Annotated in this window: 20 protein-coding genes and 1 riboswitch; of the genes, 10 read left to right on the top strand and 10 right to left on the bottom strand. The window is 46.7% G+C overall.

Annotated elements, in window-relative coordinates; translation table 11 throughout:
- Positions 1 to 110: 110 nt before the first annotated feature.
- The 4 genes from KWJ01_RS14840 to KWJ01_RS14825 all read left to right on the top strand — a co-directional run bounded on the left by KWJ01_RS14840 (position 111) and on the right by KWJ01_RS14825 (position 2816).
- The gene (locus tag KWJ01_RS14840; RefSeq protein ID WP_224997377.1) at positions 111 to 761 is read left to right on the top strand and encodes a hypothetical protein; all 651 of its coding nucleotides are present in this window, start codon (positions 111 to 113) and stop codon (positions 759 to 761) included.
- Between the two features lie 47 nt (positions 762 to 808).
- Positions 809 to 1219, top strand: a complete 411-nt coding sequence (locus KWJ01_RS14835) for a RidA family protein (protein ID WP_224997375.1) — start codon at positions 809 to 811, stop codon at positions 1217 to 1219.
- Between the two features lie 116 nt (positions 1220 to 1335).
- Positions 1336 to 1956 carry an SET domain-containing protein gene (locus KWJ01_RS14830; protein ID WP_224997373.1) on the top strand — a complete coding sequence of 207 codons (621 nt, stop codon included), beginning with the start codon at positions 1336 to 1338 and terminating at the stop codon, positions 1954 to 1956.
- A 245-nt stretch (positions 1957 to 2201) separates the two neighbouring features.
- Positions 2202 to 2816: a prolyl oligopeptidase family serine peptidase gene (locus KWJ01_RS14825; RefSeq protein WP_224997371.1), complete on the top strand. Its 615-nt coding sequence runs from the start codon at positions 2202 to 2204 to the stop codon at positions 2814 to 2816.
- A gap of 142 nt (positions 2817 to 2958) precedes the next feature.
- On the opposite strand, the gene KWJ01_RS14820 is transcribed toward KWJ01_RS14825, so the two are convergent.
- The gene (locus KWJ01_RS14820; RefSeq protein ID WP_224997370.1) at positions 2959 to 3657 is read right to left on the bottom strand and encodes a hypothetical protein; all 699 of its coding nucleotides are present in this window, start codon (positions 3655 to 3657) and stop codon (positions 2959 to 2961) included.
- Between the two features lie 380 nt (positions 3658 to 4037).
- On the opposite strand from KWJ01_RS14820, the gene KWJ01_RS14815 reads away from it, so the two are divergent.
- The 4 genes from KWJ01_RS14815 to KWJ01_RS14800 all read left to right on the top strand — a co-directional run bounded on the left by KWJ01_RS14815 (position 4038) and on the right by KWJ01_RS14800 (position 9045).
- Positions 4038 to 5432, top strand: a complete 1395-nt coding sequence (locus KWJ01_RS14815) for an MBL fold metallo-hydrolase RNA specificity domain-containing protein (protein WP_224997368.1) — start codon at positions 4038 to 4040, stop codon at positions 5430 to 5432.
- Positions 5433 to 5882: 450 nt separating this feature from the next.
- Positions 5883 to 6881 (top strand): Ig-like domain-containing protein, encoded by a 999-nt coding sequence (locus KWJ01_RS14810; protein ID WP_224997366.1) that lies wholly within the window; start codon positions 5883 to 5885, stop codon positions 6879 to 6881.
- 39 nt (positions 6882 to 6920) lie between these two features.
- A complete protein-coding gene (locus tag KWJ01_RS14805) occupies positions 6921 to 7472 on the top strand; it encodes an RNA polymerase sigma factor (protein ID WP_224997364.1) in 552 nt (183 codons plus the stop codon).
- Entirely contained in the window at positions 7456 to 9045 is a 1590-nt protein-coding gene (locus KWJ01_RS14800) for a hypothetical protein (protein ID WP_224997362.1), read from the top strand. Before KWJ01_RS14805 ends, KWJ01_RS14800 begins: the two co-directional genes overlap by 17 nt.
- Before the next feature lie 57 nt (positions 9046 to 9102).
- On the opposite strand, the gene KWJ01_RS14795 is transcribed toward KWJ01_RS14800, so the two are convergent.
- On the bottom strand, positions 9103 to 9279 hold the full coding sequence (locus KWJ01_RS14795) for a Lacal_2735 family protein (RefSeq protein ID WP_224997360.1): 177 nt from the start codon (positions 9277 to 9279) through the stop codon (positions 9103 to 9105).
- A gap of 467 nt (positions 9280 to 9746) precedes the next feature.
- On the opposite strand from KWJ01_RS14795, the gene KWJ01_RS14790 reads away from it, so the two are divergent.
- Positions 9747 to 11459, top strand: a complete 1713-nt coding sequence (locus KWJ01_RS14790) for a DEAD/DEAH box helicase (protein WP_224997359.1) — start codon at positions 9747 to 9749, stop codon at positions 11457 to 11459.
- A gap of 310 nt (positions 11460 to 11769) precedes the next feature.
- Here KWJ01_RS14790 and metF read toward each other — a convergent pair whose 3' ends face one another.
- The 5 genes from metF to KWJ01_RS14765 all read right to left on the bottom strand — a co-directional run bounded on the left by metF (position 11770) and on the right by KWJ01_RS14765 (position 18778).
- Positions 11770 to 12723: a methylenetetrahydrofolate reductase [NAD(P)H] gene (gene metF / locus KWJ01_RS14785; protein ID WP_224997358.1), complete on the bottom strand. Its 954-nt coding sequence runs from the start codon at positions 12721 to 12723 to the stop codon at positions 11770 to 11772.
- 105 nt (positions 12724 to 12828) lie between these two features.
- Complete coding sequence (gene metH / locus KWJ01_RS14780) at positions 12829 to 16527, bottom strand: methionine synthase (RefSeq protein ID WP_224997357.1); 3699 nt, start codon at positions 16525 to 16527, stop codon at positions 12829 to 12831.
- A 67-nt stretch (positions 16528 to 16594) separates the two neighbouring features.
- A riboswitch (SAM riboswitch) is annotated at positions 16595 to 16704 on the bottom strand.
- Between the two features lie 19 nt (positions 16705 to 16723).
- Complete coding sequence (locus KWJ01_RS14775; RefSeq protein WP_224997356.1) at positions 16724 to 17452, bottom strand: hypothetical protein; 729 nt, start codon at positions 17450 to 17452, stop codon at positions 16724 to 16726.
- Positions 17453 to 17454: 2 nt separating this feature from the next.
- A complete protein-coding gene (locus tag KWJ01_RS14770; RefSeq protein WP_224997355.1) occupies positions 17455 to 18210 on the bottom strand; it encodes an LVIVD repeat-containing protein in 756 nt (251 codons plus the stop codon).
- 25 nt (positions 18211 to 18235) lie between these two features.
- Positions 18236 to 18778, bottom strand: coding sequence for a hypothetical protein (locus tag KWJ01_RS14765; protein ID WP_224997354.1), 543 nt, complete (start codon positions 18776 to 18778; stop codon positions 18236 to 18238).
- A gap of 79 nt (positions 18779 to 18857) precedes the next feature.
- Here KWJ01_RS14765 and KWJ01_RS14760 point away from each other — a divergent pair, with 79 nt between their 5' ends.
- Positions 18858 to 19730 (top strand): phosphatase, encoded by an 873-nt coding sequence (locus tag KWJ01_RS14760; RefSeq protein ID WP_224997353.1) that lies wholly within the window; start codon positions 18858 to 18860, stop codon positions 19728 to 19730.
- A gap of 66 nt (positions 19731 to 19796) precedes the next feature.
- On the opposite strand, the gene ppk1 is transcribed toward KWJ01_RS14760, so the two are convergent.
- From ppk1 to KWJ01_RS14745, 3 genes are all read right to left on the bottom strand, one after another.
- Positions 19797 to 21989 carry a polyphosphate kinase 1 gene (gene ppk1 / locus KWJ01_RS14755; RefSeq protein WP_224997352.1) on the bottom strand — a complete coding sequence of 731 codons (2193 nt, stop codon included), beginning with the start codon at positions 21987 to 21989 and terminating at the stop codon, positions 19797 to 19799.
- A 105-nt stretch (positions 21990 to 22094) separates the two neighbouring features.
- Positions 22095 to 24053 (bottom strand): DNA topoisomerase (ATP-hydrolyzing) subunit B, encoded by a 1959-nt coding sequence (gene gyrB, locus KWJ01_RS14750; RefSeq protein WP_224997351.1) that lies wholly within the window; start codon positions 24051 to 24053, stop codon positions 22095 to 22097.
- Between the two features lie 261 nt (positions 24054 to 24314).
- A complete protein-coding gene (locus KWJ01_RS14745) occupies positions 24315 to 24683 on the bottom strand; it encodes a CoA-binding protein (protein WP_224997349.1) in 369 nt (122 codons plus the stop codon).
- Positions 24684 to 24696: the final 13 nt, after the last annotated feature.

Here is a 24696-nt window from a genome sequence, read left to right as displayed (position 1 = left end):
AGCTATCAGGCAATTTAATACTTTCGCCTATCAGATCAGGAACAATAGGTTTACCCTTTGTTTGCTAAAATTTAGCTGTTTGTAATTTTAATTCAATCTGCATCAGCGGGATGAAAAGTATAGCTATCAGCCTGTTTTGCCTGCTATGCCTGCAGTTGCAGGGCTACGCACAACTCGATATTTTCCTGAAAGGTCGCACCACCGACTACAGGGGCAGTTTTGGCAACACCTATTCCGGGCTGGGCCTCGAAGCAGGACTAACCATAAACGCTGAAAAGAATGTATTAGCCGGTGGTGTCCATTTTAACAGCAACTGGCTTGGCGCTTTACCGGCAACAGCTTACACCCCTGAGCTGGAGGTATACAGTAACACATTCTGCCTTCATTATGGTGGTAAAGCCACCCTGGGCAAATACTTCCACCCCTTTGCCTTTGCAGTAGCGGGCTTCAGAACACTTAAATTCTCCGACCCCTCTCTTGGAGAATCCTATGATCCTTTTTTCAACTCTCTCACCCCTACTTTTGGTGCACGTGCAGGCCTGCAGATTGGCGGCAGAAAATGGAGAATCGAAGGCAGCATAGACTATTTAAGCGGAACCTATGCCAAATACCTGACCACCCAATCCATTACCAATGCCGAAAAAACCGGCAGGCCTTACAGAGATTTCGCTGCAAAATCGCTGATGAATAACCTCTCTGTTGGCCTGGGTGTTGTTTATGTAATTAACTGGCCCGACTGGGTTAACCCTGTAGATGAATAACAAGTTTTTGATAGATAATCATCTGTAAAATATTTTAACCTGGAAGTATGAATACACCCTCTCTCCTTTCTCCAAACGTTCAGCGTGTTTCAAGCGGGTCGGTATGGGAACCACTGGTAGGTTATAGCCGTGCCATCAGATGGGGCAACATAATTGAAGTAGCGGGTACCACTGCTGTTAAAGGTGGAATGGTGGTAGGCGAAGGCGATCCCTACGAGCAAACCCGCCGCATTTTACAAATCATAGGAGATGCCCTGCAGCAGCTTGGAGCAGACTTTAAGAATGTAGTCCGTACCCGTATTTTTGTTACCGACATCAAACAATGGGAGGAAGTGGCAAGGGCTCATGGAGAGGTTTTTGGAGAAATAAGACCAGCCTGCACCATGGTAGAGGTTGCAGCACTAATAGACCCTGCCCTAATGGTAGAGATAGAAGCCACTGCTATTGTGAATACTTAAAAAGGCCTGCTAATTTTATTGTTGTACAGGCTGGCTGCTCTTGTATTTTCTGGTGAAATCTGTATAACTTGTAAGTTGCTGCAACCTTAACCCGCTGCAGTAGTTTACTAGCCTATATGATACACCCTGATCTGGAGTTACGCTACATCAATGATGAAATTGGCTATGGTGTTTTCGCCAAGAAATTCATCCCCGAAGGTACCATCACCTACATAAAAGACAGCCTCGAAATTGAAATTTCTCCTGAAGCCTATAAAACGCATCCACTGGTAATGCAGCAGGCCATTGAGAAATACTCCTATATCGACGAACGAGGCTACCGCATTGTAAGCTGGGATATTGCCAAATATGTAAACCATTGCTGCCAGAGTAATACAATCAGCACCGGCTATGGTTTCGAATTTGCCCTTCGGGATATTCAGGCTGGCGAACAGGTTACGGATGAATACGGCATCTTTAACCTTCAGTATGAAATGGAAGTATACTGCGGAAACCCTGGTTGCCGCAAAGTGATTAGACCTGATGATTTCGAAAAGTATTACCAACAGTGGGACGAGGCGATCCTGAAGTCACTGCCCAGGCTACACCAGGTTCCTCAGCCCCTCATGCCCATGATGGACCCCGAGTTGCGTATTGAACTGGATGCTTTTTTTAACGATGTTAACCAGTATAAATCCGTTTACTCACTCAGAAGCAAAAAGATACAAAGCCCGCTGTACAAGAACGGCAAGGCCTGATGGCTGGCTAAACTTTGTTACCCTTAAACTGTGCCGCTCATATTTGTGCGGCACTTTCTTTTTACAGCCCACGAGCCTGTAACACAGAGGAGTACAAACGGAATAACATTTCCCGCCGGCAATGTTCCAACTTTTTCGAACACACAAGTATGCTTTGTTAATACATTCAATTAAAAATGAATTTGCCCTGCCATTTCCAAAACAAAGTATTCTCTCCATAGGTACTTATATAAAAGCATCTACTTATGGAAAACCCCTATCCATATGATATCTATTATCCTGAAAGTTACCAGCAGGATGGGGCCAAAAAATGGCCCTTACTGTTGTTTTTACATGGTGCAGGAGAAAGAGGCAATGATTTAAAAAAGCTTAAGGCTCAGGGACTGCCATCGGTACTGGAGCATAAAAAAGATTTCCCCTTTGTGGCAGCCTACCCCCAGTGCCCCCACCGTTCGTACTGGACGGTAGCCGGTCTCAACGCATGGCTTGAGGAAGTACAGCAAAAAGTTAATTATGATGAGGAGCGGGTGTACCTCACTGGTCTGAGCATGGGTGGATACGGTACCTGGCACTGGGCCGCAGCGCATCCGGAAAAATTTGCTGCCATCATTCCTGTTTGTGGCGGGGGCGATCCATCACAGGCAAAAAGCCTAAAAACACTCCCTATCTGGGCTTTTCATGGTGCTAAAGATAACATTGTGCCGGTTGAGGAAACACATCAGATGGTCAATGCAGTTAAACGTGCAGGAGGCGATGTAAAAGTGACCATTTACCCCAATCTTTTTCACGACTCCTGGACCCCCACCTACAACAATCAGGAAATATATGACTGGCTACTGCAGCACAAGAAAACACGCTAGTATCGTAATTGCTTAGAAAGCTTCTGTAAAGAGTAGATATACAACCTGTTTGAATCAGAGGGGGCTGATAACAGCAGTGCTACAAGCAACAGCAAATATCCCGGCAGTACCAGTACTACAGGAACAGGCGTTCCATTAGCCATTACAAGCCACTACTGAAGCTTAGCAGCTGCTTAAGATCTTCCTCTTTATCGAAGTCTGTTTTATGGGTTTTGATAAAGTTCTGAATAGCGTTTTTATGATTTGGGAACACCTTTAAAAAGTTTCCCTTTGTTACTGGTATAAGATCGCCCCCATTGGCCTTCATAAAGTATTTAACAGATTTTACATACAACGCATACTGGTCTGGAGAAAGGTCAACAGTTCTGCCATCAGCCTGAATGTTATTTAAGGAAGTTGAGGCCTGGGTTGCAGAATATTGACCATAAGCGGCACTTTTATGGGTAGATGAATACTTGTATTTCTTGCTTACCATCAGCACTGCATTGCCATAACTGGCAACCTGTTCAAGAAATTCATCATTGAGTGCATCATAGTAAAAAGTATCTGCCTCTATAGCTATAAAATTAACCTTATCCAGTCCTGTAAGGGCTAAAGTATCGCGCCTTCTATCTATAAAATGCATTTCCCCCAGCAATAAATTAAAATTCATGCGGCTGCTACCAAAGGCACCATTCCTGAAATGCACCTTACCCTCTTTAAAATCGGGGTAACGGTAAACTCTGGCTGCAACCTCCTCTTCCCCACCAGACTTAATTTTTAGCCGGTCGTCTCCCTGGGCGAACAGGTTACTGCAAAAAAGCGAAAGCACACAGCATAGCATTAAATAATAGGGCTTCATGTTCTTATATTTTTAAGCTCAGCGCCAAAGTTTCAGGCAATACCCATATGCTGTAGTTGAACTGACATTTACTGAAGGCAACTAAAGGCCTCTCCAAAAGCATCAGCCACAAAACCAGCGGCTTATCCTATTAAGGTACAAAATTTTCATTTACAGTATATATGGTTTTCGCCTGTTTATGCAAATGAGCTAAGCTTAAAAAATACTTGAACCGCGCCTTTTTAACCGGATGGGCAACATGCCACCAGAAGATTTATTTCTGCTTAACCCCACTTAGCAGAACAAACTTTTCAGTGCTCCGTTTTGCAGTAGCACGGGCTTTACCTGCTAAATGGCTTTCTTAAGCGGCAATGAATATTTTTTAATCTACAGCAACACATATGGAAATCTCTTTTTATGGAGCAGCAAAATCAGTAACTGGCAGTAAGCACCTGCTAACACTGGAAAATGGAAAACGGATTTTGCTGGACTGCGGCATGTTTCAGGGTGGTGGAGACCATGTGCATGATCTGAACCGCGATTTTGGTTTTGATCCGGAAAGCCTGGATTACCTGGTGTTATCCCATGCCCACACCGATCACACCGGACTTATACCACGGCTGGTGAGCATGGGCTATCGGGGAAAAATTTACTGCACCCCACCTACCCAGGAGCTTTGCCAGCTGCTGCTGATCGATGGGGCCAATATTCAGCAATCCAATGCCAGAAAAAGCAATGGCAGCCAGGAAGAGCCCCTTTACTCCCAGAAAGATGCTGAAGAAAGCCTGGAACGGTTTGTAAGCGTTCCTTACAATAAGCCCTATACCATAGATGATAGCATAGAGCTGCTCTTTACGGATGCCGGGCATATGCTGGGCAGTGCAGCAGTAAATCTTACCATCAGGGAAGAAAATGAAACCATCAGGCTTTGCTTTACAGGAGATGTTGGCCGCTATGAAAACCGCATTCTACGGGCTCCGCAGGAGTTTCCGCAGGCCGATGTAATCATTTGTGAATCTACTTACGGCAGCAAGTTTCACGCACCGCTGGAAAAAACAGAAGAGCGGCTAAGAGATATAGTGCAGGAGACCTGCATTGAAAAGGGTGGCAAATTGCTGATTCCCGCCTTTAGTATTGGCCGAACCCAGGAGTTAGTTTATTCTCTGAATATTCTGGCAGAAGACGGTCGCTTACCTGAAGGTGTCAATGTGTTTGTTGACAGTCCGCTATCGGTATACGCAACAGACATAACCCGCAGTTACTCAGAATACTTCAATAAGGAAATGCTTGAGTTTATCAAAACAGACCCCGATCCCTTTGGCTTTGAACGCCTGCATTTCATTACCGAACAGGAAGATTCTAAGATTCTGAATGCCCTGGATGCACCCTGCGTAATCATATCCTCCTCTGGCATGATGGAAGCCGGCCGTATACGCCACCACCTTAAAAAGAATATCTCCGACCCACGCAATACAATACTGGTAACAGGCTACTGCGAACCCTCTACCCTGGGGGGCCGCCTGCTGAATGGCGCAAAAAAAGTAAACATCTTCGATGAGGAAATGGAGGTTAAGGCAGATGTTATCCTGATGAATGAATACAGTGCCCATGCAGATTTCTCTGACCTGGTAAAGTTTTTACATTGTCAGGACAAGGAGCAGTTGCAAAAGATCTTCCTCGTACATGGCGAAGAATCGGTGATGAAGAAATTCAAGGCAGATCTGGAAGACATGGGATATCAAGGTGTTGAAATTCCTGATTTCCGGATGTCATATAAGATTCAGCTCCATAAGTAATCAGTAGGCACAGGGATATCATACCATTGCCTTTATATCTGCTCTCTTTACATCCGAGAAGAAACTAAAGAATAAAGCTTGATCTAAACTTTCTGTTTTCTACAGACTGTGATTTACCTTTTAAGCTGAAGTAGCTGAATAACAGTCATTATTAAATCAGCAGCATTACGCTGTGTGTTTCTGCATGCCCTTTTGTTCTTTTTGCCGCTGATAATCAAAAGACTCTGCCTCCAAGGAATAGGAATTTTCCAGCATCTACTTATCTTTATAGAAGCTTTTCAAAAACTTAGATGATATGCTGCTCATGATCTGTAAGTGAAGGAGCCTAGTGCTCTACAGCCATAGCATTAAGCCAGGTGGTACTCCAAAGAGTTTCTAAAAAATCTTTAGAACAGCAACCAACCCTTTATCGCTGTGGGCTGTCATACAGGTATAAACGCAAACCACCAGATGAGATCCATTCCTAATCTTCTACTCTGCCTTGCAGCCATACTTGCACTAAGTACCAGCTGTGATAGCCTGGCTGAAGATGTTGCCCCTGCAAATTTAAATGAAAGAACAGATGTGGGAAATTTCGAGGTCTATACTTTTCCCGGCGGCGCTACTGTAATTAATATACAGGAATGGATCGTGGCTGCAACACCAGCCAACAGCAATGGCAGGCCCTCAACTTTTCAGATCAGCCAGCAACCCCAGTATGGAAATATTTCACTAGATCCGCGTGGCTATGTTATTTATGAGTCTTTTAATACAATCACACAGGCTACAGATTATATAGGCTTCAGAATTGTGCATGAAGACCAGTCAATAGCAAACTACCTGGCCAGAATCCACATTTCATCAGATAGGGCTGCTTTTCCCTGCGATGCCGGTGCCATCAGTGATAGTATAGCCATAAAAACAGATTCAGAGCATAACCTTCTGGATGTACTAAGCAACGACAGGATCTGCACAGATGCTGCTGTACTGGCATCTGTTTCTGCAATACCATCCAGGGGTAACTTAAGCGTTATTAATAATACCTTTACCTATACCCCAAATGCCGGCTACAACGGATCAGATTATTTTATTTACCAGATTTGCCAGACCATAGAGGGTAAAGGAACACGCTGCACCCTGGCCTATGTGCAACTGGAGGTAAGCCCTGACGGAGGTGCATGCGCCCCGCTTGCAAAAAATGATGAGTACAATATAGCAGCTTACATTCAGGAGTATGGAGAAGCCGAATATGTAGCACTGGATGTACTGGAAAATGATGAACTGTGTGCTGATGAACTTTCTTCCTTTACCATCACCGGGGCTGCACAAAAAGGGAATACATATATTGAAGGTAACAAGATTTACTACCAGCCCGGAAAAGGTTATACAGGAGCTGATTCCTTAAGGTATGAAATATGTAATACGGCCGGTAACTGTTCCGGCAGTAGTGTTTCTTTAAATTTGCTGTAAATAAACAAGGATGCACATCCTCTACTACCAGACTGCAACATGAGTATCCAGGAGCTTCTGGAGGGCTGTAAAAAAGGCGACAGAAGGGCACAACGTACTTTTTACGAAAGGTACCACCATAAGCTTATGGGGGTGTGCCTGCGTTATGCCCGCTCAACTGCAGATGCAGAGGATATTTTTCATGAAGGTTTTGTGAAAATTTTCAAGAACATCAGCACTCTTAAGGTTCCTGAAGCCCTTGAAGGCTGGATGTGCCGCATCATGATCAACCATGCCATAAACCATTATAAGGCCTCTGCCAAGATGATGGCCCATGTAAATGTGCAGGATGTTCATGTTGAAGATGATACCTATAATAAAATTATAGATAGTTTAAATGACAGTGCACTCACTGAGCTGATTCAATTGCTGCCCGAAGGCTACCGACTGGTATTTAACCTGTATGTGGTAGATGGGCATACCCACCCGGAAATAGCAGAAATGCTGGGCATAACGGTGGGTACCTCAAAATCGCAGTTACATGCTGCAAAACAACTACTTCAGAAAAGATTGTTAGAAATGGGAGTGACCAAGTATGAAAAAGCAATTTAACCCCTGGGAGGAAAAACTGGGCGAGCGGCTGCAAAACCTGCAGGGCACACCGGCTTTCGATGCCTGGGACCGCATAGAGGCAGAACTGGAGGATAAACCCCGCTGGCCCTGGTTATGGATTGCGGCAGCCATTGCCCTGCTTTTAGCTCCTGCAGGATTCTGGATGTGGCACACCAACGGAGACTTAACAGCCGGTTCACCTACACTGGCAGGTAACACCACAATAGCGCGTGAGCATGAAACAGCAGCTGCATCAGAAAACCCATCAATTGAATCTGATGAAAGTGCTTCTTCCGGTTCAGTAGCAGGTTTGGGGCACAAACTTTCAACTGAAGAGCAGGGGCCCACTTCGCCTGCCAGCCCGGCATCATCTGCAACACTGGCTAAGGTGGGCGAAAACCCCGCCACTGCCAATGGGGCACAGCAGCAAGAAGTATCAGTCGCTAAGAGCAGTAAAAAAGCAGCTAATGCCGAATCAGGCAGCAATATGCCAGCCACTGCTGAGGAAAACAGCACCAGTACTACAAGTGAGTACGCATTGCAAACTGCTCCTGGCGCTACAATCGATGCAGATGGCACTGCAGTTGCACAGCACCAAGATAATCATGTTACAACTGAGACTGCTGAAGCGGAACCTTCTGTGGCTGCAGCTGAATTTAAACAGGGAAAACCGGCTGAATCTGCTGTTCGCACTGATGTTGCAGCGCTGAACGGAACTAAAGCTTTCCGTGATAACAAGCTGCTTAGTGAAACTGAGCAGCTCACTGAAGCAGCAATAAAAAGTGAGACCACAGTTCCGCCTGTAAACTTAACAGAAGAGGAAAAACAGCATACACTTATTGCAATTGTACCTGGTGAAGCACCTCTGCGCTACAACATAGAGGCCCCTGAAGTTCAAGTAGCAAAAGCGGTACCACCTGTTTTTAAAAAGGAAAAACGTGAAAAGCAGCGGTCTATGGCTACCATGTGGGTAAAAGCACAGCCAACCCTCTCCTACAGCCAGGTAGAACCCAGCAAAACCGATGGCATCATTATCACATCGCTGGCATCTGAACCTGCAGTTTCGGGCTCCAGAATGGGTGGGCAATTAGCGGCGGGCGTTTCTTACCCACTCTTAAAAAGCCTGAACTGGAAATCGGGTGCCTACTACTGGTACCAGCAACAGCGCCTTTCTTACACCTATCATAACGCCAGACCCGATGCTTACCAGCGTTTGTACGCCGATGCCAATGCATTAAGTTACTCACCAACACATTTTGAGCAGAGCCAGACAATTGAAAAGTCTTATCATAACGTAGGCCTTTCCACTGGCTTAAGCTATAAACTGCCAACAAGGTTTGTAAACAGTTTTCTGGATATAGAAGCCATGCTGCACTACAATGCAGAGCAGCGCATTAACACCTTCTTAAGCCTTGGCTATTCAGTTAAAGCAAAGCTCGATGGAAAAACATCCCTTAGTGTGGGCCCGGCTGTACAGTTTCAGCTTAACAACAACGAGAGCATAAGCCCTCATTTTGATGAAAAGCCACTTATCTTTGGCCTGCAGTTCGGCTTATTGCTAAATGACAAATAGGCAACATCCGGGAGAGTATAAAGGCAGGGGGTGCCTTATACAAATGAGGCTTTGTACTTAGTTTTGCTTTTGCTTCAGCAATTCCAGCTGTTTCATCACACTGTCTGCTTCTGCAACCTTCTGGTCGCTGGCCTTGCGGTTAGTATGTGAGAGTGTATAAGATTCAGCCATCAGCTTCTCATAGCGCTCACGGAGCTTTTGCTCCTCTGTTTTAGATTTAAAAAGTCCGAACATTGTCTGTGGTTTTAGCTGTGATAGATGTTAAGTCAGGAAGCGAAGCAGCATAAACTCTTCCTGTTTCCTGTTTCCTGTTTCCTGTTTCCTGTTTCCTGTTTCCTGTTTCCTGTTTAAGAAGGTACGAAGATCACACTAGTTTGTTCAATAAATATTTAATTAAATTAAACACAAAAGATTTATATAAAGTTTTCACTAATGTGGAACTTAAGGATACCTGCCTTAGGTTATACATTCTGAAAGGCAGTAATTAAGCTGCCAGGCAGCGCGATCTGCTGAATTAGATTTCATAAGTACGTATTGTACAGGGGCTTCGGCCGCATTACGTATTTCGTTTTTCTCACTTCCCCCCACAGAAAAGCGACCGCTCATTCCCGTTATCGCTAATTGCCTCAATTTGAGAATTATTAGTAACATGCCGCAAAGCTGAAAAATTATTGTAGCTTTGCAGCTTCAAAAATCATTAATTGGAAGAATTTCGTTCATTGGGTGTCTCCGAAACCGTACTGGCGGCTTTGGAGCAGAAAGGTTTTGACACACCCACACCAATCCAGGCCCTAACAATCCCTCTACTGCTGAATGGCGACACCGACCTGGTGGCCCAGGCACAAACCGGAACCGGCAAAACTGCTGCTTTTGGTATACCCGTGCTTGATAGAGCAGAGGAAAGAGCTGGATTTATACAAGCTATTATTCTTACGCCAACCCGCGAACTTTGTATGCAGGTTGCAAGCGAGATTGAAAGTTTAAAGGGCAAAAAGAAATTGTCTATCGTAACTGTTTATGGTGGACAAAGCATTAGCCTACAAATAAAGCAACTTAAAAAGGGTGCCGACATTGTAGTGGGTACTCCTGGTCGTGTAATAGATATGCTGGAGCGCGGCGTATTAGACCTACAAGGGGTTAAATATGTAGTGCTCGACGAAGCAGATGAAATGCTGAACATGGGCTTTGCCGAAGATGTTGAGCGTATCCTGCAAAGCGTAAATCCGGCTCGCCGTATGCTGCTGTTCTCGGCTACCATGCCACAGCGCATTCTGCAGCTGGCCAAAACCTACATGGGTAACTACCAGAACCTGGTAGCTAAACGTGAGGATGTAACCACCGCCCTGATTGATCAGGTGTATTACGAGGTTCGTGCCGACCAAAAGTTTAACGCACTTGCTCGTCTGATCGATGTAGAGGACAACTTCTACGGCGTGATCTTCTGCCGTACCAAAGCCGAAACTGCCGAGCTTGCTCAGCAGCTGGAAGCCCGCGGTTATCCTTCTGAAGCCCTGCATGGCGATGTAGCCCAGGCGCAAAGGGAGAAAATTCTGCAGAAGTTCCGTGATCGTAAAACACAGATCCTGGTAGCTACAGACGTAGCCGCACGTGGTATAGACGTAACTGACCTAAGCCATGTGGTTAACTACCACCTGCCTTATGAGGCGGAGAGCTATGTGCACCGCATTGGCCGTACAGGCCGTGCCGGTAAGCAGGGTACTGCCATCAGCCTGGTGAGTCCTTCTGAAAGACGCCTGCTGGGCAATGTTCGCCATGCAGCAAAAGCCGACATCAGGTTGGGTAAAATACCTACAAACCAGGAAGTACTGCAACGCAGGCTTGATGGCTTGAAGGTGCAGGTTAGCGGCGTGATCGCCAGTGGCGGCACCAGGGATTTCAATGCCCTTGCTGCTGAATTGCTTAGCCAGTACTCTCCAGAAGAAACTGTTGCAGCTCTGCTGAAGCATGCGGCCGGTCCGGACATTACCAATATGCCGGAGATCCAGCCCATACAGGACAGAAGAAGAGATTCTTCTGAAAGAGGTGAGAGAAGCGACAGAAGAGATCGTTCTGAAGACAGCAACCAGACTCGTTTGTTTGTAGCCATGGGACGCCGCGACGATATGAGCAAAACCGATCTGTTGAATTACATTCAGCAGGAAACAGGTATACGCCCTGCTCGTTTAGGCAAAATCGAGATGTTCGATTCTCATGCTTACATCAATCTGGGTGAGGCCGAAGCTGAAAAAATACTTCATGTTTTCACTACGAAGTATGGACGTCAGAATCCGCTTTTCACAGCAGCACCCAAAGAAAAAAGAGCTAAAAGTAAAAGCTCTACCTCTGGCTGGGGCGGCGATCGTGATAAAAAGAGATCTAAAGGCAGCAAAGGCTCTAAAAGCCGCAGCTGGTAACCCTTAGGATATATAATTAACAGAAGGTAGTGAGGCTTTGCTTTGCTACCTTTTTTTTATGGCTGAAACCCTACTATTAAGTCCCTCACTCCCCCCTGTGGTAAATTAGGAATGGTTAACTGCCTCACTTTTCAAGTCAGCAGGATACCATTTGACAAATCCCTGACTGAAAAAGCTACTGGAGCAACATAACAGAGAATTTAGAATGAGGAAAGTTATATCCATTTATTCATCCAAATTCCTAAAAAAAGAAAAGAGCAGCTGATAAGTGTCAGCTGCTCTTATTTATTGTATACGCTATTTCGCAGGGTTAAAACATCGCCTTGGCAATGGAATAGACACTATCACTTTTGCCCATGCTGTAGTAATGCAGGCATGGCACCCCCCACTCCATTAATTCCTTGCTTTGCTTGATTGCCCATTCAATCCCTATCTGCTTTGCCGCTGCATCATTTTTGCAGTTCTCAAGCTCAATCAGTAGCTCTTCAGGTATATCAATGTGGAAGATCTTTGGCAAAACTGCCAGCTGCCGTTTTACAGTTATAGGCTTCAGGCCCGGAATGATGGGCACAGTTATTCCTGCCTCGCGGCATAACTCCACGAAGCGGAAGTACTTGCTGTTATCGAAGAACATTTGCGTTACCACATAATCGGCACCGGCCTCCACTTTTGCTTTCAGATGCCGAACATCTGCCTGCAGGTTTGGTGCTTCCTCATGCTTTTCCGGGTAACCTGCAATGCCAATGCAGAAATTAGAAGGCGCAGAATTTTCCATCTCCTCGTGCAGATAGATGCCCCTGTTCATACTTTTCACCTGCTTCACCAGATCAATGGCATAATGGTGGCCTTCGGCCTCTGGCACAAAACGGGCTTCTGATTTGATAGGATCGCCACGCAGCACAAGCACATTATCTATCCCCAGGTAATCAAGGTCAATGAGCGCATTTTCTGTTTCACTTTTGGTAAAGCCACCACAAATGATATGAGGAACAGCATCAACATTATAGCGGTTTTTGATGGCAGCACAAATACCTACGGTACCGGGGCGCTTGCGTATGCTCACTTTTTCCAGCAGGCCATTCTCGCGCTTTTTATAAACATACTCCTCCCGGTGATAAGTAACATCAACAAACGGAGGGTTAAACTCCATGAGCGGATTCATATGCTCATATAAGCTGTGAATGCTCTGCCCCCTAAGTGGTGGCAGCACCTCAAAAGAAAACAAGGTTTTTTTAGCGCTGGAGAGATGCTCTGTGATTTTCATTTATTTCTAAGTCGTTAGAAGAGAAGGTAGAGGCTAGAAGTTAGCGTAAGTACAATTGAAGCCAGAAAGCAGTCTAACATCTGTATTCTAACTTCTAGCCTCTTATTAATCATAATTCAGGTTTGGCTTCAGCCAGCGTTCCATTTCTTCAAATGGAACGCCTTTTCGCCTGGCAATGTCTTCTACCTGATCTTTGCCAATTTTGCCCAGGCCAAAGTAACGGCTATCGGGGTGACTGTAGTAAAGGCCACTAACGGAGGCTGCGGGCGTCATGGCCAGGTTTTCTGTCAGGTGCATGTCTATGGCCTCGGCATTCAGCAGGCGGAAAAGGGTAATCTTCTCAGTATGATCCGGACAGCCAGGATAACCCGGGGCCGGGCGCACACCCTGGTATTTTTCCCTGATCAGGTCTTCGTTGGCCAGAGCCTCATCAGGAGCGTAGCCCCAGAATTCACGGCGCACACGCTGGTGCATCAGCTCTGCAAAAGCTTCTGCCAGACGGTCGGCTATGGCTTTGGCCATAATGGAACTGTAGTCGTCGTGTTTTGCTTCGTACTCTTTCACCAGTTTATCCAGGCCAATACCGGCCGTAACAGCAAAGCCACCAACATAATCAGGTAGTCCGGTTTCTTTGGGAGCTACAAAGTCTGCAAAGCTGATGTTAGGCACTCCTGCTGCTTTTTGTCCCTGCTGACGCAGGGTCAGGAACTGGTCCAGCACCTGCTGCCTGTTATCATCTTTGTAGAGCAGCACGGTATCGTAGTTCTCCACACAGGCAGGCCAGAAGCCTATCACTGCATTGGCCTGTAGTTTACGGCCACGGATAAAATCCTGAAGCATTTTCTGTGCATCCTCAAATAGCTTAGTGGCTACCTCTCCCTGCTTTTCATCTTCCAGTATATTAGGATAGCGGCCCTTTAGCTCCCATGTCTGGAAGAAAGGTGTCCAGTCGATGAACTTTGCAATTTCCTCCAGGGGGTAATTCACAAACTTCTCCGTGCCTAAAAATTTTGGTTTAGGTGGCTGGTACCCCTCCCAGTTAATTGAAAAGCGATTATTACGTGCTTCTTCAATAGCTAAGTAATTTTTATCGCGCTGGCGCTGACCATGGCCTTCACGCATATGATCGTACTCCTGGCGTATTTCGCTGGTATATGCATCACGTTCACTGCTCATGAGTTTTGAAGCCACAGTTACGGCACGGCTTGCATCTACCACATGGATTACGGGGCCGGAATATACAGGAGCAATTTTAACAGCCGTGTGTATGCGGCTGGTAGTGGCACCGCCAATCAGCAGGGGCTGCTTCATTTTCCGGGCCTCCATCTCCTGGGCTACGTAAATCATCTCATCCAGTGAGGGTGTAATCAGGCCACTAAGCCCGATGATATCTGCACCCTCTGCCTCAGCCTGATCCAGGATACGCTGCAGGGGCACCATCACGCCCATATCCACCACCTCATAGCCGTTACAGCCCAGTACAACACCTACAATGTTTTTACCGATGTCGTGCACATCGCCTTTTACGGTGGCCATCAGTACTTTTCCTGCACTGCTGCTGGTTCCCTCCTCCTTGGCTGCTTCAATGTATGGCAGCAGGTAAGCCACCGCACGCTTCATTACCCGGGCGCTTTTCACCACCTGGGGCAGAAACATTTTACCTTCACCAAACAGGTCTCCCACCACGTTCATTCCTGCCATCAGCGGGCCTTCAATTACCTCCAGCGGTTTGGCAAACTGCTGGCGTGCTTCCTCCACATCAGTTTCTATATGCTCTACAATACCTTTTACCAGGGCATGCTTTAAACGCTCTGCCACCGGCTCCTGCCGCCAGGCCTGTTCCTGGGCTGCGTTACGCTCTCCTCCCTGGCCTTTTATTTCTTCGGCATAGGTAATAAGGCGCTCTGTTGCATCCGGTCTTCTGTTCAGCAGTACATCTTCTACCCGCTCTTTCAGTTCGGGTTCAATCTCTTCATAAACCACCAGCTGGCCTGCATTTACAATGCCCATATCCAGCCCCGCCTTAATGGCATGATACAGAAAAGCACTGTGAATGGCCTCACGTACCGGATCATTGCCCCTGAAGGAAAATGAAACGTTACTCACACCACCGCTTACCAGTGTACCTGGCAGGTTTGTTTTGATCCATTTAACAGCCTCTATGAATTCAACAGCATAATTATTATGCTCTTCCATGCCGGTAGCAACTGTCAGGATGTTAGGGTCGAAAATAATATCCTGTGGGGGGAAGCCTACTACCTCTGTTAAGAGCTTATAGCTGCGTGAAAGAATCTCAATGCGCCGCGGCAGGTCTGTGGCCTGTCCTTCTTCATCGAAAGCCATTACCACCACCGCTGCACCATACTGGCGGGCCTTACGGGCATTTTCAAGAAATGCCTCCTCTCCTTCTTTTAAGCTGATTGAGTTTACAATGCTTTTACCCTGCACACACTTCAGGCCAGCCTCCAGTACACTCCATTTACTGGAGTCGATCATGATCGGAAGGCGCGAAATATCAGGTTCAGAGGCAATCAGGTGCAGGAAGTGCTGCATGGATGCTTCGGAGTCGAGCATGGCTTCATCCATGTTCACATCCAGGATCTGGGCACCACCTTCTACCTGCTGCAGCGCAACAGTCAGAGCTTCTTCGAAATTACCCTCCTTGATAAGCCTCGCAAATTTGCGGGAACCCGTTACATTGGTGCGTTCGCCAATGTTCACAAAGTTGGTTTGTGGTGTAATGGTGAAAGCCTCCAGGCCGCTGAAGATTGGTTGTGCAGAAGGTTTTGGGCGCTGTCTTGGTTTATGCTTTGCTGCTACTTCTGCAATGGCTTTGATGTGCGCCGGTGAGGTACCACAGCAGCCACCAATGATATTTACCAGTCCTTCTTTACAAAACTCATCTATGATACCCGCCATTTCTTCGGCAGATTGGTCGTAGGCACCAAACTCATTTGGCAGGCCTGCATTAGGGTGAGCACTAACGCCACAGCTGGCCAAACGGCTTAGCTCCTGCAGGTAAGGCTTCAGCTGTCTGGCACCTAGTGCACAGTTAAAACCAACACTAAGCAGTGGCGCATGGCTTACACTGGCCCAGAATGCTGCAGGGGTTTGTCCGCTAAGCGTACGGCCGCTGGCATCTGTAATGGTGCCACTGATCATGATGGGCAATTCCTGCCCGGATTTCTTTTGCCACTCCAGAATGGCATAGATGGCCGCTTTACAGTTAAGGGTATCAAATACGGTTTCTACCAGAAAGATATCCACTCCACCATCGGCCAGCCCCTGCACCTGCTCAGCATAGGCCTCTACCAGCTGATCGAAGGTAACTGCCCTGTAGCCAGGGTTATTTACATCCGGAGAAAGGGAGGCTGTTCGGTTTGTGGGCCCGATAGATCCGGAGACAAAACGTGGCTTATCGGGATTCTGGCGGGTGTATTCATCGGCTGCTTCACGGGCCAGGCGGGCGCTCTCCCTGTTCAGGTCGTAAACAGCAGATTCCAGGGCATAATCGGCCTGGGCAATAGAGGTACTGCTAAAGGTGTTTGTTTCCAGAATATCAGCCCCGGCCTCCAGATACGCCCGGTAAATAGCACTGATGATATCAGGCCTGGTAAGGCTTAACAGGTCATTATTACCTTTCAGATCATGGGAATGGCTGGCAAAGCGATCGCCGCGAAAGTCGGCTTCCGTGAGGGTATATTGCTGAATTTGTGTACCCATGGCACCATCGAGCACCAGAATACGCTTTTCAAGCTGCTTATATAAAAGTTCAGTACGGGAAGTTGTTGCTGTAGAAATCATAATTATCCGCTCATGTAGGCTTACCCATCAAGGGGGGAGGGAGCGGATGCACCAGTTTGCACGGATGCGCTCATCTTCTGCCTTAAACCAGGCATGGGAGTTAGCACCACCAGACAAAGTCTGTCCAGGTTGCTAAGACATCATAGGGCCCATTCCCTCCGTCTTTCTGGATAAGCACTGCAAAATTGCAGAAAAACTATTGATTCTGCAAGCCTGTGGCAGGATCCTTTCTTTTACTAAGGGTGAAAAAGAAGTTTACCCCCAGGTGCAGGTAGGGTTCCAGTGCAAAATGTTCACTTTTTGCTATTACCCTGTTTTTGCCAAAATACCCCTCCGACCTGTACAGGGGAAAGTATGTACCCCTGAGACCCAGGCTTGAAAAAAAGTTAAAATGAAGAATGCCATGGGTGGTAAGTACCAGTCCAAAATTACCAGCCAGCGTTGCTGTATGCGATTGTAGGGGTCTGAAGTTACGGAAGTAGGCACAGCCGCCACTCCAGCCATTATCCTCACATTCAAAGCCTTTCACCAAATTATGTTCGCTGTACAAATAGGCAATGCTGGCACCATGATACCAAAAGGCTGGCTCTGTTCTCCTATGGTAAATTCTAAGCTCGTTTTTTAGCTGCACGCCATGCAGGTTGCCGTAGTTATCTTCCCACCATTCATCTTGGCCGAATGCAAAGAGCCCATGGGCAGCGTTGAAATAGGCAAGCTCATGGTTCCACTGCATGTTTGGCTTCCACTCCCAATGATAGCCCAAACGAACCCGCTCTTTTGTGATAGGCCACAATTCAAATCCAAAAGTAATACCCCTGGTGAAGGGAGTGAGCCCTTCTGTTGCAGTTACGGAGTCTGCTGTCTGGCTTAATACCGCAAAAGGCAGAAGCACAAAAGCCACTGCCAGCAAAAACATATGCTTCATCTTTATTCTACAGGAACTACAGGTATTATACTCAGCTGTTGCAGTTTAGCCGGATCGGCAGGGTTGTATTGCACCAGCCCGTCTTTGCCAATCATCATCAGGCTGCGGGGTGTAAAAATAACATCGTAGCCATCGAAATCTTTGTACTCTTTAAGTATTTTGATATTGAAGGGATTGGTAACATCCAGGGCAACCATACCATACTCTGCATTGCACACATACAGAATGCCATTATTTACTGCCAGCCCCTGCGGACTGTTCATTACCATGCTGCTGATTAACTGCGGCATGGTTTTATCGCTGATGTTCAGCACATTCAGCTCATTAACTCCAAAGCGGCAGGGAGAGCCGGAACGTAGGGTAACATAAGCAAAATTGCCCTCTACCACCACCGGGTCGCAGCTGGTGATGTGCTGAAAAGTAGAAAGATGTTGTGGCTGCTGCGGATTATCCAGCGAGTAAATATGCATTCCACCCTGTGAACCCACGTACAGGTTACCACTGTAAGGAAAAAGTGTTTCGGCATCGATGCCCACCTGCTGGGTATTGGCAAGTTGCGGAGCAGCAGGATTTTCGAGGCTGTAAGTGCGCAGCTCACTTGACTGCAGGAGGTATAGCTGCCCGTTATATACTGTAAACTGGGCCATGGAGCCTCCCAGACCTGCTCCGGGCATTACCTCCGAAGAACTATCTTCGCTACAGCCGGGTGCTACCAGAAAAGGCAGCATGATTATGAAGAGGAGATGTATTTTTTTCATGGTGTGAGATCTTTAGATATAAAAATTAACGCCAGCATTCCACTTCACCGGATGGCATATCTGCCAGCTCCCAGCCTACTACAATGCCTTTTTTCTTATCTACACATTCAAAGCCCACATCACGCAGCAAAGGGTAAGGCTTAAATCCTTCAAATACATCTTTCTGGCGGTTTACCTCTTTGATCTGCTGCAGATCACTTAAGTCTATCGTGATCAGGTCTGTTACATTATCTGCATATAAGTACTGCCCCTGCATGGCCATGTTAACAGCTCCCGGCACCTCCAGGAACATCAGGGGTTTAGGGTTGGCCGGATCGGCATTATCAATCAGATGAAACCCTTTGAAACGTTCGTTAATAATGAGCAGGGTACCTTTGGTGTAGATGCGGCCGGGGTCATGTAGCGATCGGACCGGCTGAACCTGAATTTTAAACAACTCCTGTTCTGAGGCATAAACAGGCTTATAGTACGCTAAGAGAGTAGGTTGAAAGTTTTCCTCTGATTCGATGCAGCCACCCAGAGCAAGCATCAGAAGCGTAGCAGCGAAAAAAAAATTAGAGAGTTTCACGGCTTTTGTGTTTACTTTTGTCAAAGGTAACAAAGTCTACCTTTTATGCAACAAAGTTACATTAAATTAATATATTGATTTGAAACTAGCCGCAATAGACATAGGCTCAAATGCCGTACGCCTGCAAATAAGCGCTGTATTGGACGGAAATTCCGGGCCTGTCTTTAAGAAAGTAGAGTATGTACGTTTTCCATTAAGGCTTGGACAAGACGTCTTTAGCCAGGGCAGCATCAGTGAGGTAGCAGAAGAGAAATTCATCAAGCTTATGCAGGCTTACAAATTGTTACTGGAGCTGTTTGAGGTTGATCATTACTATGCCTGTGCCACCTCTGCCATGCGTACGGCAACGAACGGTCAGGCCCTTGTACAAAAGGTACTGGACCATACGGGCATCAGTATAAATATTATAGACGGGGAGCAGGAAGCTTCTTTCATAGATCTTGCCCTAAGCGACACACTTCAGCCAGGCCACTACCTGCATATTGATGTAGGCGGAGGCAGCACCGAACTCAACCTGTATCAGAACGGTAAAAAAACAGCTTCGGAATCATTTTCGCTGGGTTCTGTGCGTAACCTGCAGGGTAAAGACCTGGATACGGACTGGAAAGCCCTGGAGCAGTGGGTACACAAACACCTCCCTAAGGGTACCGACAAAGTAATTGCCCTGGGAACCGGGGGCAACATCAACAAACTATACAACATGGCCGAAAAGAAGCCAGGCCAGAGCTTAGGTTATAAAAGGCTCCAGGAGCTGCGAAACTATATTGCAGGTTTTAGTGTGCTGCAGCGTATACACAAACTGCAGCTTAACCCCGACAGGGCCGATGTAATAGTGCCCGCTGCCGATATTTACCTTAAAATAATGAAGTGGGCAGGCTGCACTGCTATAAAAGTACCTTCTGTTGGCCTGAAAGACGGCCTGCTGAAGCATGTCTATATGCAGCAAAATTAAAAGAGCACAGGCCAGCTGCAGCTTAACGCCTGCAGCTGGCCTGCTCTGTTTATATTGTCTGCTATACTATTTTGTTTTTGAGGATACTTCCTGTGCTTCCTCCTCTACTGCTGCTTCGTCTTCTTCCTCCATCAGCTGTTCTTCAAACAGATGGATGTTCTCCAGGTCATCATTGGTAATTCTGAAAAATTCCTGGTGAACATTAAAAGGCTCCTCACCTTCGGCGGGCTGTACTTTTATGTAGTTACCATCTTCCTGCAGTATGTAGCTGTTTGTATTATCCCGCAGGTTGTAGTCCAGGATCAGCAGGCACTCTTTCAAAACCATGGGGTCCAGCACCTGGAAGAGCGATTCAAGCCTTCTGTCGAAACTGCGAACCATAATATCTGCACTACCCGCATAAAGTAATGGCTCTCCTCCATTGTGGAAATAATATAAACGGGCATGCTCCAGGTAATCGCCCACAATAGATTTTACGGTGATGTTTTCACTTAAACCGGCTCTTCCAGGCCGCAGGCAACAGATGCCCCTGACTACCAGCTTAACAGGCACACCTGCTTCAGAGGCAGCGTAGAGTTCCTGTATGGTTTCCCGATCTTCCAGGGAATTGATCTTGATGCTTATCGCCGAAGGCAGTCCCTGCCGGGCATTTTCAGCTTCCTGGCGAATGAGCTCTATCAGTTGCTGCCGCATATCACGCGGAGCCGTAATAAGGTAGCGGTAGGTTTCGGGATTGCTGTGGCCCGTTATAACATTGAAGAATTCCGACACATCATTGGCATACTTATCGTGGCTGGTCAGCAGGCTCACATCGGTGTACAGGCGCGCTGTTTTTTCGTTGTAGTTACCACTGCTCATGTGCACATAACGCCGCACTTTGCTTCCCTCCTTGCGCACAATCAGCATCAGCTTGGTATGTGTTTTAAAACTGCTGATACCATAGATAACAAAGCAGCCTGCCTGCTGCAGGCGCTTGGCTTCGCGCATGTTATTCTCTTCATCAAAACGAGCCTTCAGCTCAAAAAGCACCGATACGTGTTTTCCGTTTTCTGCAGCTTTGAGCAGTGCCGTTATGATTCTAGAATCATCTGCCAGGCGATAAATAGTGATCTTTATCGCGAGCACATCCGGATCTTCGGCCGACTGTTCCAATAGAGTAAGCAAGGGGTCGATGCTGTTGTACGGGTGGTGCAGCAGAATATCCTTTTGCTTCAGCACTTCAAATATATTCTCTGCCCTGTCTGCCTGGGTATAAGTAAGTGGCGGCACCGGCGGATGACCAGTAGGCACAGCATCTGCAAACTCTTTGTGCTTAATGATTTGCCATAAGCCGGTAAAATCCATCAGGCTCTGCTTCGACACCTCGAAGACATTATCATTGTCAATTGTCCAGCGTTTCTTGAGCAGGCGCATCATCCAGCTGTCATAACCTTCCTCAACTTCAATACGTACCACCCTGCCCGTTTTTCGGGTTTTTAGCTTTTGCTTGATCTCCTCCAGGAAATTATTATCAATATCCTCACTTTCCTCCAGGGTAAAATCGCCATTCCGGATAATGCGGAACAGGTTAACTGCCAGGATTTCTACATTACGGAAAAACTTGGCAATAAACCGGCATATGATGTTTTCTATTGGAACAAACAGCAGCTCATTTTCGCGCTCAATCTCATAAAAGCGTGGCAGGTTTTGCGGAATCTGGATAAACGAAAGCTTGCGTTGTTCTTTTTTATCTGAAGGATTGTGCGTAATCACCCCATAGATGAGCAGTTTGTTCATCAGGATGGGAAAGGTATGATAGCTATCATAGACCATTGGGGTGATCATCGGGAAAATGGTCTTTTTAAAGTACCGCTTTACCTGTTTGAGCTCGTAATCCTCCAGTTCATCAAGCTTTACAATACGGAAGCCATTTTCCTTAAACTCAGGCATGAGGTTTTTCAGAAAATGCTCGTGCTGTTCGGCATGGAATGCCTGTGAATCGGCAAACAATTTACGCTTGAATGGAATTTCACGTAAGCCGGAATAATCAACGCGCTCCCGGCCATAGTCGATGTAATTGTACAGGCTGCCTACCCTGATCATAAAGAACTCATCCTGGTTAGAGGAGGTGATGGCCAGGAACTTAAGCTTTTCAAAAATATTGCGGCCGGGATGCCGCGCCTGATCAAAAACCCTTTCGTTAAATTTAATCCAGCTGAGGTCCCTGCTAATGAAGGGACTATTGAAAATATAAGAAGATATGCGAGTTTGTCGGAGCATAGGAAAAAAATTCTCTGGTAGCTTATATACGAAAAAATAAGCACTGATGCTAAAATACCAGCCTAAAAGTAAAAAGCCTATTCCGAAGAATAGGCTTGTTTTTATTTAAACGTCCAGCTTGGCGTATTTTGCATTTTTCTCGATGAAATCCCGTCGGGGAGCTACCTCATCTCCCATCAGCATGGAGAACAGGTGATCGGCCTCGGCGGCAGACTCAATGCTTACCTGTTTAAGGCTTCGCATTTCAGGGTCCATGGTAGTGGTCCAGAGCTGTTCAGGGTTCATCTCACCCAAACCTTTATAGCGCTGCACGCCTACACTGTCTTCTTTACCTTCAGGAGCAATTTCCCTCACAAGGCGCATACGGTCCTCTTCGCTCCAGGCATAACGCTCTTCCTTGCCACGCTTTACCAGGTAAAGAGGAGGCAGTGCTATGTAGAGGTAGCCTTTCTCGATCAGCTCCCGCATGTAGCGGAAGAAGAAGGTAAGAATTAGTGTACGGATGTGGCTACCATCAATATCGGCGTCGGTCATGATGATGATCTTGTGGTAGCGAAGCTTTTCCAGGTTCAGGGCTTTATCGTCTTCGGCAGTACCAAAGCTTACGCCCATTGCCGTGATCATGTTCTTGATCTCTTCGTTGTCGTAGATCTTATGCTCCTGGGCCTTTTCTACGTTCAGGATTTTACCACGCAGCGGCAGAATAGCCTGGAACCTACGGTCGCGTCCCTGCTTGGCAGATCCACCGGCAGAGTCACCCTCCACCAGGTACAGTTCGCATTCTGCAGGGTCGCTGTCGGAGCAGTCGGCCAGCTTACCAGGCATTGAATTGCTGCCCAGTACGTTTTTACGCTGCACCATTTCACGTGCTTTGCGGGCAGCATGGCGTGCCTGTGCAGCCAAAATTACTTTCTGCACAATCTGCTTGGCCTCACGGGGGTGTTCTTCCAGCCAGTAACCCAGCGCTTCGGCCACTGCGGTATCTACTGCACCCATGGCATCGGAGTTACCGAGTTTGGTTTTGGTCTGGCCTTCGAACTGTGGCTCGGCCACTTTCACAGAAATAACTGTGGTAAGGCCTTCGCGGAAGTCATCGCCGCTGATATCTATTTTAACCTTATCGAGCATGCCGGATTTATCGGCATAGGCTTTTAAGGTACGGGTAAGCGCGCGGCGGAAACCAGCCACGTGCGTACCTCCTTCAATGGTGTTGATGTTGTTCACATAGCTCACTACATTTTCGGAGAAAGAGGTATTGTAGCTCATGGCTACTTCTACAGGAATCTCTCCTTTGTCGTGGGTGATGTGAATAGGTTCAGGAATCAGCTTTTCACGGGTACTGTCGAGGTACTCCACAAATTCCTTTAAGCCACCTTCTGAGTGAAAGCGCTGGTACAGCGATTTCCCATCATCGTCTTTTTCGCGGTGATCGAAAAGCTCCAGGGTGATACCTGCATTCAGGAATGCCAGCTCGCGCAAACGGGTGGCTATGGTTTCGTAATTATAGACAGTGGTTGTGAAAATTTCAGCATCGGGCTTGAAATGGATGATGGTACCCGTTTTATCTGTTGTGCCAATTTCACGAACGCTATACTGAGGAATACCCTTGCTGTACTCCTGCTCATAAATTTTACCTTTACGATGTACTTCCGCCCGTAAAGGAATGGATAGTGCATTTACGCAGGATACACCAACACCGTGCAAACCGCCGGACACTTTATATGTGTCTTTATCAAACTTACCACCGGCGTGCAGCACCGTCATTACTACCTCCAGGGCAGAGCGGTTTTCCTTAACGTGCAGGTCGGTGGGGATACCACGGCCATTATCGGTAACTTTAATAGAGTTGTCTTCAAAAACCTCTACGGTAATGTGATCACAGTAGCCTGCCAGGGCTTCGTCAATAGAGTTATCTACCACTTCCCATACCAGGTGATGCAGACCTTTTACGCCAACATCACCAATATACATGGCCGGGCGCTTACGCACTGCTTCCAGACCTTCCAGTACCTGAATATTACTGGCACCGTAATCACTTGAATTAGCTTTATCTTGAGGACTCATACCTACATTTTCGTAACATACAAAGATAGTAAACTTTACCAATATATCCCAGAAACAGCAAGGGAAGCCGTGCATTTTAGTACTATAAAAAGTACAAAACATAAACACAACTCCTCCTGCACCGGAAATTGGTAAGCAGTTATGATAAAAGAACAAAAAAACGGCCAAAATCATTCTGATATGGCCGTTATTCTACCTACTCTTAATAAGCTTCCTATATTAGAAAAAGACAATCATGCAAGAAAATTTGATCTTTCTGCCTCAATACGTTCCCGCTCTTAGCATTACCAGGGTGCAGCCGTAAACGGTCTGTATACCTTTTTCCCTCGCCTTTTCTACCAGCTCTGTATTTTCGGTACCGGGGTTAAAGATAATTCGTTTTGGGCTGAGCCCCAGGATGTAATCGTACCACTCGGGCTGATTTTGGGTACCAATGTACAGGGTAACGGTATCAACATCGGTAAAACCGGGCTTTTCCCTGAGATCGTAAATTTGCTCACCGGCCACCTCACCTGTTTTGATGCCCACTGGCACAATTTCATGGCTGTACTCCTTAAGCATGTTAGATGCTATATAAGCATAGCGCGATGGATTCGGGGTGGCTCCTATTACTACAGTTTTCTTACTCATATCGTTAATATGT

The organism is Cesiribacter sp. SM1 (assembly GCF_020178975.1).
GTDB lineage: Bacteria > Bacteroidota > Bacteroidia > Cytophagales > Cyclobacteriaceae > Cesiribacter.
Note: the sequence above shows the minus strand (reverse complement) of the source record. Positions and strands in the feature narration are given on the sequence as shown.